Genomic DNA, 12,426 nt, shown 5'->3' on the forward strand with positions numbered 1-12,426 from the left:
ATCTCTCATGGGAAAAACTGGGGTTGTTTGTGACGGGTTCCGACAACAGACAGTTGCGGCTGGTGACTTCGGACAAGGGCTCCCTCCTGGGCCAGGGGCTGGTCGACCTCTACAAGGCGGTCAAGGGGGCGAGCTTCTATCCGCAGGGGCACCCCTACCGGGTCGAGCCGCTCCAGCGGGCCTACGAGGCCCTGCTCGAGCTGACCTCCGAGCGCGAGCTCGCGCTGACGGTCAACCGCCAGGGGTTCGTCCCGGGCGGGGAGGGGGTCGACGGCAACGCCAGCGTCCAACAGCTCGCCTATGAGTGCTTCATCCGCCGCATCGCCAACATCACCTTCATGAATGACCTCTCCCTCACCGACCTGGAGCACTTCGTCGACCTCTTGGCCACCGATCCGTACAAGGCGGCGGCGGCCGGCGGGGTGGCCGCCCAGCTGGAGGAGGCCGGGTCGCGCACGGTGTGGGTCAACGAAAAGGACCTGGCCGCCATCTGGGCCAAGCGCGGCGTCGCCGGCAACCCGGGCGAGGAGGGTGAGCAACGTGCCGCCGGCCCCGGCGAGGAGTCGGCGGGATGGGAAGGGATCTCCGCTTTGGCGGCGGTCGAGCAGGTGCTCGGGGCCCTCAACGAGGGGCCGGGGGTGCAGGAGATCCTCAGGATGATGGCGGTGGAGCGCCACGACCGCCGCTACCAGGAACTCGGCCGCCAGTTGGTCGAGCGTTTCCGGGCTACCCCTGACGAGGTCGCCGTGATGCTGGTGTTGCAGGAACTCCTCCGCCAGCGCCAGGACCACCGCCGGAGCCTTCCCCAGAGGGAGTACGCCCTCTTCACCCTGGAACGGATCGCCGATCTCTCCACCGACACCCTGCTCGATCACCTCGAGAGCCGGGAGTGGACCGACAAGGAGGGGCTGCAGCGGGTCTTCTCCGCCCTGGGGGTGAAAGGGGCCTACTGGATCATCCAGAGGCTTTGCCTCGCCGAGGGTGTCTACGAAAGGAAGGCACTGGCCACCGCCCTCGTGAGGCTGGGCTCCGCCGCGGTCGCGCCGGTCACCGCCATGCTCAAGGACAAACGATGGTTCGTGGTCCGCAACATGGTCACCATCCTCGGCGAGCTGCGCAACCGCGACTCGATTCCCGCCCTCAAGGGGGCGCTCTACCATCCCGACCAGCGGGTCCGCAAGGAGGCGATCAGAAGCCTCATGAAGATCGGCGGCGAACAGGCCGAGTCGATGCTCACCGTGGCGCTCGAGGCCGAGGACGACGAGGCCATCGCCCGTCACCTGATCCTCTCCCTGGGGCTCATGAAGAGCCGTCACGCGGTGCCGCTATTGCTGAGGCTTTTGGAGCGGCGCGATTTCCTGCTGAAGAGCCTGCCGGTCAAGAAGGAGGTCGCCGCCTCGCTCGGTAGGATCGGGGACCGCCGGGCGACCCAGCCCCTCATGAAGATCCTGAGGTCCCTGGGGTTTCCGGTTTTCGGGCGCTGGCAGGAGCTCAAGGTGGCCGCGGTGACGGCGCTCGGCCAGCTGGGGGACGAGGCGGCACTGCCGCTGGTGGCCGAGCTGGCCGGGAGAAGCGGTCCGGTCTCCGAGGCCGCCCGCGAGGCGGTGGACGCCATAGAAAGGGTTTCGGGAGGGGACGATGAGTAGCGACGAAGGGCTCCAGCACGCCCACCGGCTGGCCACGCTCCTCTCCGGCGGGATCCGGGGGGGCGGATACTACCCGCCCGGGCACCCGGCCTCCCGGCAGCCGTTCATCGAGATGGCCCAGCTCGCCTCCCTTTTGCACCGCGAGGAGGGGGAGATCCGGGTGGCCGTGGTGGACGGGGTGCTGGCGGTAGGGGAGCATCTCTTCTTCGCCCCGACGCCGCCGCTCCAGGAGCTCTGCCGCCGGCTGGAGGAGAAGGAACTCCTCGGGATCAACATCAAGAAGGGGGTCAGCGCCGACGACCTGACGGTACTGGCCAAGCTCCTCGGGCAGCCGGGTGGCGGGGTCGAGCAGCTCAGGGACGGGCTGAAGGCGGCCTCGGTGGCCACCATCGAGGTGCGGGAAGAGGAGGCGCTCTCCCAGACCTATGCCGAGGCGGTGGGGGCCATCGCCGAGATCTTCAACGAGATCGGCAACGGCCGCATCCCCAACAGCCGCAAGATGATCACCGTGGTGACGAGCCTGGCCGCCACCGCGGTCAAGGAGCCCGCCACCCTCATCGGCCTCACCATGATCAAGCAGTACGACAACTACACCTTCCAGCACAGCGTCAACGTCGGGGTCCTTGCCATGGCGATCTCGGCCTCCATGGGGCTTTCCCCCCAGGAGGTGGAGGTGGCGGGGATGGCCGGTTTTCTCCATGACGTCGGCAAGACCCGCATCAACAAGGGTATCCTCAACAAGCCGGGGAAGCTGAGCAGCGAGGAGTTCCGGGAGATGCAGCGCCACCCCGAGCTGGGGGCGGAGATCGTGCGCCAGATGGAAGGGGTGCCGGAGCAGGTGGCCGAAGGGGTGCTGGGGCACCACGTCCGGCATGACCGGACCGGGTACCCGGAGTGGGCGAGGTCCCTTCCCCTGGGCGTGGCCGGCGCCATCGTCGCGGTGGCCGACTGCTACGACGCGACCACGACCCTCAGGGCCTATCAGCCGCCTTTGGCTCCCAAGCAGGCGGTGGAGAGGATCCGGAGCATGACCGGCACGGGGCTCGATCCGGAGATCGTCGACCGGTTCCTGGAACTGACCGGCAAGTTCCCGACCGGGAGCCTGGTGCGCCTGGACTCCAACGAGATCGCGGTGGTGATGACCCCGAGCCGGGAGGAGCGGGGGGCCTCGGTGGTGAAGATCCTGATCGACAGCGACGGCAAGCCGCTCGCCGATCCGCTGGTGAAGAACCTGGCCCTGACCGGGGAATCGGTGGTGGATCTGGTGGATCCGCTTTTGAAGGGGATTGACGTTTCGGCTTACTTCTAGCGGGGGGGAAGGGGGAGCCGCGCCAAGGCAGTGGCGGCCGCCGCCCGGGTCTTCTCGTAGGGGGAGTCCAAAAGATTGATGATGGCTTCGGCCACGGAGGCGTCCCCCAGTTCGCCGAGGGCCAGCGCGGCCTCGGCGTCCAGCATCCCGTCCCTGGCGGAGAGAAAGGGGACCAGCCGGGGAGCCAGCGAGGGGTCCCGGTAGTGGGAAAGGGCCTCGATCGCCAGGGCGCAGACCGCCTGGGAGGGGTCCGCGAGCCGCTCCAAAAGGATGGGGAGCGCCCCCGGCAGCGCCAGTTCACCGAGCACCTTGATCGCCGCGCACCTGATGTCCTCTTCGTTTCGCCCCGCGCAGTACAAAAGTGGCGGAAGGACCTTCTCCCCGCCGATTTTCCCCAGGGCAAAGATGGCTCCCACCTTGGCACCGCGGTCTCCCCGCTTGAGGGTGGTGAGCACCTCGTCGAGACTCTGGGCGGCCTCCAGCGCCTCGAGCGCACGCGAGGCGGCCAGACGGACCTCGGGGTCGGGATCCTTGAGGAGCGGGGCGATGGCCTGCCTTCTTCTGGTGCGGTCATTTTCCATGGTCGGGAAAACTAGCAAAAAATAGGTCGTTCGACAAGTGGTAAGTTAGAATCCTCTTGGATTTCCAGGGGGTTTCCCGCCACTCGCTCCCTCAGGCGCTCGGTTGCCGAAGGCTCCCCCACCCCTGCCCCTCTCCCGGAGGCGAGGGTACTCAATCATCAAGGAGAAAACAGGAACATGGTAAGCAGACTTAAGTGCGTGGCGCTTTCGGCCCTGGTGCTTCCGGGGCTTGGGCAGCTTTTACGGGGAGAGCGGGTGAAGGGGGGAGTCATGCTCCTTTTGGACAACGTTTTTCTCCTGGGTGCCCTCTTCGTCGCCTTGAGGAGCGTCAGCAAACTGGTGGTGACCGGGAAGAGCATGGACCCCCAGCAGGTGCTGGCCGCCATCCAGACCGATGCGCCGGTCGCCCGCTGGCTTTTGGGAGCCTTCATGGTGCTCTGGGTGTACGGGGTGGTCGATGCGGCCTTCTCCCGTACCCCGCGCGAATAATTTGACAAACATTATTTTACTGTGAGATAACCGACGAGGCTTCACCCGTATACGGAATGGAAAGGGGAACGGCAGGATGCTGCAATCAGAGATATTGGGGACCGGCGGTTTCGTGCCGGCCAAGGTGGTCGGTAACGGCTTTTTTGAATACCTGGTGGAGGACGCCGACGCCTGGATCCACTCCCGCACCGGCATCCGCGAGCGCCGCTTCGTGGAGCCCGAGCAGTCCTGCTCCGATCTCGCCACCGAGGCGGCCAAGCTGGCCCTGGAAGATGCCGGGCTCACCCCGCTCGACATCGACTGCATCATCGTCGCCACCTCGACTCCGGACATGATCCTCCCGGCCACCGCCTGCATGGTCCAGAAGAACATCGGGGCCGAAAACGCCTTCGCCTTCGACATGAACGCCGTCTGCTCGAGCTTCATCTACGGGGTGGAGATCGCCGACAACCTGATCCGCTCCGGGAAGTACCGGAAGGTCCTGCTGATCGGGGCCGACACCTACTCGAAGATCCTCGACTTCCAGGACAAGGGGACCTCCCCGCTCTTCGGCGACGGCGCCGGTGCGGTCATCCTCGGGGCCGGGACCTCCGGCAAGGGAATCCTCCACTCCATGATGAAGAGCGACGGGAAGGGGTGGGAGCTCATCCAGGTCCCCTCCTCCGGTTCCCGCAAACCGGTCACCGCCGAGACCATCGCTGCCAAGGAAAACACCTTCAAGATGGCCGGCAAGAGCGTCTTCACCTTCGCCACCGACGTCATCCCCCGCATCATCACCGAGCTCTCCGAGCGGCAGGGGATCACCCCGGACCAGATCGACCACATCATCCCCCACCAGGCCAACGTGAGGATCATCGACTTCATCTCCAGGAAGACCGGCATCCCCAAGGAGAAATTCCTCCTCAACCTGGACCGCTACGGCAACACCGCGGCGGCGTCGGTCGGCCTCGCCCTGGACGAAAACCGCCGCAACGGCACCATCAAGCCGGGGCAGCTCGTGCTCATGATGGGCTTTGGCGGCGGCCTCTCCTGGGGCGGCGTCCTGATGCGGTTCTAGCACGACCAAGCGGCGGGCGGATCACCTCTTCCGCCTGCCGCCTATCCCTTCCTTCACCTCCATTAGTTCCAGCCCTTCCTTAACCAGCATCCCCTTCAGCATCTCCAAAGGCACCTGCCGACGCCATCCCGCGTGGAAGCGGTCGGCCGCGAGGAGCACTCCGCCGGGGGCGACCCGTTCGGCCAGGCCGTGAACGGCACGAGCGAGCTCGTTTTCCTCATGAAGAAGCGGCCCTCCCAGTAGCCCGTTGCAGACCACCACGTCGAACGCTCCCCGGTCGGCGAGCATCCCCACCTCCTCGAGCCTGAACTCCATGACCAGCCCGCTTTGGTTGATGATCGGGGCCACCCGGGCCCGGTACTCACGCTCCCGCTGGCGGTCGTGCGGCAGAAAACCGTGGGCCCCGGCGAAGAGCTCGAACTCTTCCAGCGTGGAGGCGGTCACCAGGGAGGCTTCCGGCCGGTACCCTGCGGCGAGCACGGCTTCGGCCAGGCAGTAGCTCCCCTCGCCGCTCCCGCATGCGCTGTCCAGCAGCCGGACTCTCCCCCCCAGCCGTCCCCGTTCCTCGCGGAGCCAGCCGGTCACCCACGCCCTCTGCAGGGGGTAGCGGTCGAAGCTCCCGCCGAAGTGGCGGGGGAGGAAGAGGGCGAAGAGGAGCTCCCGGCGGAAGTTCTCGTCCCGGACGAGCGCCGTGAGTGCCGGGGCGGGGTCGGCAGTAGGGCGGGCACCCCGTGCCCAGGCGGGTCCGGCGCCTGACGGGGGGGAGAGGGCGCCCCACCCTACGGTCTTGGCTCCCTGGTCCCTTGAGCCGGCTTCCCCCACCCCCTCGCCCCCTCCCGGAAGGGGAAAAGACGGAGCCAGACCCTCCTGGAGGAGCCCGGCCGCCGGTGCCTTCCCCTTCATGGGGAGGGTCAGGGTGAGGATGGGGTTCGCGTCGGTGATGCGCCCTAAAAGGTCCGGCCAGCTCGGCGAGCTGGCCAGGTAGGTCGCCGGGAAGAGGGGGGGAAAGCGGCACCCGCGCCTGAGCACCGCAGCAAAGAGCTGGGCCACCCCCTCCACCGGAAAATACGCCTCCCACATCGACCTCATTTCCCCGGTGATGACCAGCCCCGGCGCCCACATAGGCAGCGGAAAGGACGCGGCGAATCGCTGGAACTCCCGCTCCAGCCGCCCAATCCGCCGAAGGAGAGCCGGATCCTCTATGGGACCCGGGATCAGGAGCTTCGAAAGCCGGCGCTCGATCCCGTCCCGGTCCAGGGTGGGGCGGTAGCAAAGCTCCATGGTCAGATCACGACGCCGTGCAGGTCGCGGCGGCGGTAACGCCAGGCGAAGGCGGCGGCCCGGAAGAACCAGTCGATCAAAAAGACGCTCCAGACCATGTAGAGGGAGAGGTGGAGCGGGACGGCGGCCAGGTAGGAGAGGAAGACCCGGATCCCCCACATGGCGACCAGGGTGACCAGGAAGACGTAGTGGGTATCGCCGGTCCCCCTAAGGCTCCCGGCGTAGACGAAGGCGATGGCAAGCGGCACCTGGGAGAAGGCGACCAGCCGCAGGAAGACAGATCCCTTCTCGATGACCGCCGGGTCGGAGGTGAAGAGGGCGATCAACTGGTGGGGGATGGCGAAGAAGATCACCCCCATCACCGCCATCACCCAGACGGCGAGCCTGAGCGCCTCGGTGTGCCCCAGGTGGGCGCGGCGTATCTTGCGGGCCCCCAGCGACTGCCCCATCAGGGTGGCCGCGGCGATCCCCATCCCGGCGCCCGGCATGAAGGAGAGCGATTCGATGGAGACCCCGATCTGGTGGGCGGCGTAGGCGGCGGTGCCGAAGCCGATGATGAATTTCGAATAGAAGAGCTGTCCCGACTGCTGGGCCACCCGTTCCAGTGCCACCGGGTAGCCGACCTTCCAGACCTTCTTCAATAGCTCCAGGTCGGGGGAGCCGATCTTGAGGTAGTTGAGCCGCACGGCCTGGACCAGGAGGTAGAGGAAACCGCACGCCTCGGAGATGTTGATGGCGCAGGCGGCGCCGACCACCCCGAGCCGCGGGAAGCCGAAGTGGCCGTAGATCAGCGGGTAGGCGATCACCACGTGCAGGATGTTGACCAGGATCACCCCCTGCATCGGGGTCTTGGTGTTGCCGGTCCCCTGCATGATGGCGGACAGGATGTTCAGCCCGGCGGTGAAGGCGAAGTACTGGAAGACCAGCCGGATGTAATCGGAAGAGTAGGAGAGGACCTGGGCTTCGGCCCCGAGGAAGCGGGCAACCTCCTTGCCGAGGAGGCTCCCCACCAACGTCGCGCAGGTCGCCATCAGGGCGCAGAGGAGCAACGACGCGAAAGCCGCGCGGCGGGCATCGAGCCGGCGGCCCGCCCCCCAGAGGTGGGCGATCACCACCGTGGCGCCGGTGGAGAGCCCCCAGAAAACGGTCATGGTGACGAAGATGAGGAGCTGCCCCAGTCCGGTGGCGGCGATGGCCGCGGCCCCCAGTCCCCCGACCATGAAGATGTCGACGATGGAGACCAGCCGCTGGAAGAGCGATGAAAGGAGAACGGGCATCGAAAGCGCCGCGACGTTACGGCGGATCGATACCCGTTTCCCGGTCCTGGAAATGGTGCGTAGTCTCAACAATACATGCCTTTACCGTGTGATCTCCCCGTCAGAGCCCGAGCTCCTCTTCCATCCCGAGCGCGAAATTCTTGGCCCGCCCGGAGGGGGCGATGATGCCGTAGGCGATGGCCTCTCTCAGTTCCGCTTCGGTTGCTCCCGCTTCCTTCGCGACCGCGAAGTGTTTCTTGAGTCAGACCGGGCAGCCGACGGCTACCGCGCATCCTACCCGGATCAGCTCGCGGTATTTGGTCTCCAGCACCTCCTCGTACTCGTAATCCAGGATCTTCTTGCGAATCTTCATGGGTTCCTCCCGTTGAGGGTGGCACGTGTGGGGGAATGATGGCCGGGCGGCCACTGTCAGTAAGCTTCATAGCACAAAGCTCGGGAGGTGAAAACAGTTAACGTGAAGGAGGGAAGGGGAGCGGGGGGGGGCAACCGATATCCCCTCGCCCGGAAGGCGAGGGGAGGGGTGAGCGAGGGTGTGAAAATCCGCCCTCACCCGGGCTTCGGCCACCCTCTCCCGGATGGCGAGGGGGTCACAATAGAAAGGGGGTGGGTTCCTGGCCGGCGGCGCGCCCGGCGGTGAGCTTTTTCACCTTGGCGGTCATGCCGCGAACCTGCGTCTCGAACTCCGCGTAGGCCACCGCGATTTCGTGTTCGGCCGCCTGCACGGTGGCGTTGAGCTTGCGCTCTGCCTGTTCGAGCTCCCGGCGGTACACGTCCAGTTGCTCGTCGATCTCGAACAGCATCGACTCGAGGATCCACCGCCGGTTGGCGGGGGAGAGCGAATAGTCGCTCATGATGGCCTCGACGTCGAGGGCAAGTCCGTCGGGGTTTCTATCGGCAACCGGGGCCGGGGTCTCCGCGGCGGGGCGCCTGAACCTTGTGAATTCCAGTATCTTTGCCATGTCGCACTCCCAAAATGCCGGCCCTGAACCAGCTGGGCCGAAGGGGGCACTGCCGGCGCGGGATGAAGATGAGGTCGCCACGCCTTTTGGCGTGACCGGGTGCCATCATATATTGATCGGGAGGCGGATGTAAATGGCTAAAATAGAGGGAAAAACTAAGAAAGGCGGGGCGGGGCGGGGGCGGGATGGTGCCGTGGGGGGTGGCGCTATGACGGGCTACTCCCTTCGCGTGAAAGTCTCCCTCACCCCTGCCCCTCCGGGAGAGGGTGCCGGAGGCCGGGTGAGGGTAGATTTTAGACTGGGCGAGGGATGAGGGATGGTGGGCGGTCGCCGGGCGGCGATCAGAAGCCGATGCGGTAAAGGGAGAAGACGATGGCGGAGACGACCAGGCAGTAGTAGCCGAAGTAGTGCCAGCGCCCCTGCTCGAGCCAGCTGGAAAGCCAGCGGAGCGCCCCCAGGCCGGCCAGGAAGCTCAGCACCATCCCGGCCAGGCTGGGCCAGAAGAGCTGGACGAGGTGCCCCCCTCCCGCCGCAGCGGCCGACTGGGCCTTCATCAGCCTGAGGACCTCGCGGGCGATCACGGGAGGGGTCAACACCACCGCCAACGCGAAGCTGAACTCCTCGACCCGCTGGCGCGCGAGGCCGAGCAGCAGCCCGGCGGAGATGGTGGCGCCGGAGCGGGAGAAGCCGCGGAAGGGGAGGCAGACTCCCTGGAGGGCGCCGATCCCGCAGGCCTCCTTCATGGTGATCTCCTCCCTCTCTCCCCCCTTGCGGCGCAGGCCGGCGATGACGATGAGGATCCCCGCCGCGGCCAGGGCCGCCGAAATGAGGCCGAGATTGCCGAAGAGGAGCTCGATCTCCCCCTTGGACTTCCCGCCGAAGGCAACCCTTTCGACGACACCCTTCAGCCCGAGCCCCACTACCCCGGTCAGCGCGGTGGCCGCCACTACCTGCTTGATGGTCTCGATCAGCCGGCTACGGGAGGAGAAGAAGCTTTTCTTCCACCCCTTCCAGAAGAAGAGGATGACGGCGAACATGGTGCCGGTATGGAGCATGACCAGGAGGAGGGTCATCTCGGGCGTGGTCGGGTCGAGCCCCATGAGTTTGGCGGTGACGATGACATGGGCGGAGCTGGAAACGGGGAGAAGTTCGGCGGCGCCCTGCACGGCAGCCAGCACGATGATCTGCAGAATGGTCACGTGGGTCCTCACTGGAATATGCGTGCTGTCACTGGGGGGGAGGGGCTGACAGCCGGGTGTCGGGTGGCGACGGCGGGAGAAGGTACCATCTTTGGGGTGAGCTGCCAAGTACCTTTTGGGGAAGGGAGGAGGCGGGGAAGTGGCGAGGGGGAGGCGAGCGAGGCGGTCTGGATCATTGTGCGTCGAGGGTGCCGCGGCGGCGCCGGGGTTACCTCGTGCAGTAAGGGCGCTCCTTGACCCACTGGTCGATGGTCTGCTCAAGCCACCCCTCCAGCCCCCTGGCCAGGTAGAAGCGGGGGTGAAGGAGGTCGTCGCCCTCGGCGATAATCCCCTCCTGGCGGGCGGCCTTTTCGAGGCGGGTCCCGGGATAGATCCGGATGCCGACGGTGACCTTGAGCGCGTCGAGGTGCAGGGCGTCGGCAAAGGCAAGGCTTTCGAGGACGGTTTCCCTGGTCTCGCCCGGCCCCCCCAGCAGCAGAAATCCCATGGTACGTATGCCGTGGCCCATCAGCAGTTCCGCCGAGGTCCGCACCTCCGCCACGCTGAACTTCTTGTTGAGGTTGCCGAGGATGTCGGGGCTCCCGCTCTCGAAGCCGAGGCTGGCCTCCACGCACCCCGCCTCGGCCATCAGGCGAACGAGCTCCTGATCGATGAAACCGGGGTAGAGGATGCAGTGCCAGCTGATTCCCAATTCGGCGGAGCGGATGGCGTGGCAGAGTTCCTTGGCGTAGACGGCGGGGATGTTGAAGGTGTTGTCCACGAAGTAGAAACGGCGAAATCCGGCCGCGGCGTGGGCGGCCAGTGCCTCGAGCACCTGGTCGGTCGGGTGCTTCCGGAGCCTGATCCCTTCCAGGGTAGGGGTCGAGCAGTAACTGCACTCCATCGGGCAGCCGCGCCTGGTCTGGAAGGGGACCCACGCCTCGCCCCGTAACTCCTTCGGTACGGTCCAGAAATCCGGAGACGGGAGCGAGAGCCCCTCGAGCCTCCCCCGGACCGCGTAGCGGCTGGGGGTGCTGGCCCCGCGGATGCAGAGGCCGGCGATCCCCGACAGATCGTCTCCGCGCTCGAGGGCGGAGAGGAGGGCGGGAAAGGCCAGCTCGCCTTCGCCGCAGATCCCGAGATCGGCGTCGACGTAGCGGAGGGTGGCTTCGGGAAAGATGCTGAACCCGGCACCCCCCAGCACGACCGGCGCCTTTGAATAGCTCCGGCAGCTCGCGACGGTCTCCCGAACCGGATCCAGCAGGAAGCGGGGGTTGGCCATGCACTGGTTGTCGATATTCCTGACGGAGATCCCGATCACCGCCGGTTCAAACTGGGTGATGGCGTCACGGATAAGGAATCTATTGCCATCCTGACCCATGAGATCAAGCAAGCGCACCGCGTGTCCCGCTCTTTGGAGGGTGACCGCCATCAGGTTGAGTCCCAAGGGAAGCGGAACCATCAGGGACGTCTCAGTGTTGGCTGAAACGAGGAGCACTTTCATACAGTATCCTCCTCCCCGCAATTGAGGAACGGTCAGGATTCGGGATGCTCAGAGACAGCGCGGCGTGAAATGGCAAAGTGGAGGGAGTGCGGAATAGTATAGCGCAGGATCGACAGATAGGGGAGGGATGAAAAAGTAATCATAGGTAAAAATTTATGTCACAGCTGGTGACGACACAAAAGCAGGGCGGAGAGAGCCGCCGGCCCCTCACCCCGAAAGAGAGATGGTGAACTCCACCACGTCCGGGGATTTGAGCAGCCGCTCCTTCAGCCGTTCGATATTGGTCTTGTCGGTGGTCCGGATGGTCATCCGGCATTCCAGGTGTTCACCCCGGTCCTGCAGCGTGTAGCTGATGTTGGCCGCCGTGAAGCCGCTGGAGGCGAGGAACTCGCGGATCTCCGGCTCGGGGGGGACGTGGTCACGCTTGAATAGGAGGGTGTGGTGGGCATAAACCTGGGCCCGCATCCTGCTCTCAATCCTTCGGAAGATGGCGAGCACACCCAGCGTCAGGGTGGTGGCCATCAAGACGGCGCTGTTGAAGCCGACTCCGGCGAGGATGCCGATGGCGGCGGTGATCCAGATCGAACCGGCGGTGGTGAGCCCCCTCACGGTGAGCCCTTCCCTCATGATTACGCCGGCCCCGAGGAAACCGATGCCGGTCATGACCCCCTGGGCCATCCTGGTGGGGTCGATCCGCACGGTCTCGTGGGCGGCGACGGCGAACCACCGCTCGTGGTACACGGTCAGGAGCATGAGCACGCAGGAGGCCAGGGAGACCAGGGTGTGGGTCCGGAAACCGGCGGGCCGGCCATGGTAGCTCCTCTCCAGCCCGATGGAGCCGCCGGCGATGACCGCTACGACAAGATGTACCAATATGGCGGACCAATCACTTTCCATGGTGCTCCTCCCGATGCTGCTCGCTTCCCGCCTAACAAGTATCGTCATTTCTATCAATTTCTACAGGGTAAGGAAAGCTTCCTTTGCAGGGGGGCTCACCGGGCGGCCAAACTCAGAGCAAGGAAGAAGGGTATGTTCTGAGAGTGGACCAGCACAGAAGGTACATAGTGGAAACGGAAAGCGGGAGGAAAGTTCATCGACAGTAGGTCGGGGATCTTTACAGATTCACGCGTAATTCAGGGGCGGAA

General features: G+C 65.6%; 12 protein-coding genes. 4 read left to right on the forward strand and 8 right to left on the reverse strand.

Translation table 11 applies throughout. The features are described from left to right. Positions 1-29: 29 nt before the first annotated feature. Positions 30-1,646, forward strand: a complete 1,617-nt coding sequence (locus tag ACYVL5_RS02515; RefSeq protein WP_460593974.1) for a HEAT repeat domain-containing protein — start codon at positions 30-32, stop codon at positions 1,644-1,646. Beyond that, a complete protein-coding gene (locus tag ACYVL5_RS02520) occupies positions 1,639-2,955 on the forward strand; it encodes an HD-GYP domain-containing protein (protein ID WP_460593975.1) in 1,317 nt (438 codons plus the stop codon). The genes ACYVL5_RS02515 and ACYVL5_RS02520 overlap by 8 nt, the downstream gene beginning before the upstream one ends. Here ACYVL5_RS02520 and ACYVL5_RS02525 read toward each other — a convergent pair. Beyond that, positions 2,952-3,536 (reverse strand): HEAT repeat domain-containing protein, encoded by a 585-nt coding sequence (locus tag ACYVL5_RS02525; protein ID WP_460593976.1) that lies wholly within the window; start codon positions 3,534-3,536, stop codon positions 2,952-2,954. The two genes, ACYVL5_RS02520 and ACYVL5_RS02525, sit on opposite strands and share 4 nt — an antisense overlap. Positions 3,537-3,713: 177 nt before the next feature. Here ACYVL5_RS02525 and ACYVL5_RS02530 point away from each other — a divergent pair, with 177 nt between their 5' ends. Beyond that, positions 3,714-4,025, forward strand: coding sequence for a hypothetical protein (locus ACYVL5_RS02530; RefSeq protein WP_460593977.1), 312 nt, complete (start codon positions 3,714-3,716; stop codon positions 4,023-4,025). Positions 4,026-4,101: 76 nt separating this feature from the next. Next, on the forward strand, positions 4,102-5,082 hold the full coding sequence (locus ACYVL5_RS02535; RefSeq protein WP_460593978.1) for a 3-oxoacyl-ACP synthase III family protein: 981 nt from the start codon (positions 4,102-4,104) through the stop codon (positions 5,080-5,082). A 21-nt stretch (positions 5,083-5,103) separates the two neighbouring features. Here the strand turns inward: ACYVL5_RS02535 and ACYVL5_RS02540 are convergent, their stop codons facing one another. The 7 genes from ACYVL5_RS02540 to ACYVL5_RS02570 all read right to left on the reverse strand — a co-directional run bounded on the left by ACYVL5_RS02540 (position 5,104) and on the right by ACYVL5_RS02570 (position 12,178). Beyond that, positions 5,104-6,363: a methyltransferase domain-containing protein gene (locus ACYVL5_RS02540; RefSeq protein ID WP_460593979.1), complete on the reverse strand. Its 1,260-nt coding sequence runs from the start codon at positions 6,361-6,363 to the stop codon at positions 5,104-5,106. A 2-nt stretch (positions 6,364-6,365) separates the two neighbouring features. Continuing rightward, complete coding sequence (locus ACYVL5_RS02545) at positions 6,366-7,712, reverse strand: MATE family efflux transporter (RefSeq protein WP_460593980.1); 1,347 nt, start codon at positions 7,710-7,712, stop codon at positions 6,366-6,368. Positions 7,713-7,740: 28 nt separating this feature from the next. Next, a complete protein-coding gene (locus ACYVL5_RS02550) occupies positions 7,741-7,992 on the reverse strand; it encodes a GSU3128 family (seleno)protein (RefSeq protein WP_460593981.1) in 252 nt (83 codons plus the stop codon). A gap of 235 nt (positions 7,993-8,227) precedes the next feature. Further along, positions 8,228-8,599, reverse strand: coding sequence for a Rossmann-fold NAD(P)-binding domain-containing protein (locus ACYVL5_RS02555; RefSeq protein ID WP_460593982.1), 372 nt, complete (start codon positions 8,597-8,599; stop codon positions 8,228-8,230). 341 nt (positions 8,600-8,940) lie between these two features. Continuing rightward, complete coding sequence (locus tag ACYVL5_RS02560) at positions 8,941-9,798, reverse strand: undecaprenyl-diphosphate phosphatase (RefSeq protein ID WP_460593983.1); 858 nt, start codon at positions 9,796-9,798, stop codon at positions 8,941-8,943. A gap of 208 nt (positions 9,799-10,006) precedes the next feature. After that, positions 10,007-11,281 carry a B12-binding domain-containing radical SAM protein gene (locus ACYVL5_RS02565; protein WP_460593984.1) on the reverse strand — a complete coding sequence of 425 codons (1,275 nt, stop codon included), beginning with the start codon at positions 11,279-11,281 and terminating at the stop codon, positions 10,007-10,009. A 207-nt stretch (positions 11,282-11,488) separates the two neighbouring features. Next, complete coding sequence (locus ACYVL5_RS02570; RefSeq protein WP_460593985.1) at positions 11,489-12,178, reverse strand: MgtC/SapB family protein; 690 nt, start codon at positions 12,176-12,178, stop codon at positions 11,489-11,491. Positions 12,179-12,426: the final 248 nt, after the last annotated feature.

It is taken from the genome of Geomonas sp. Red276 (assembly GCF_054784495.1).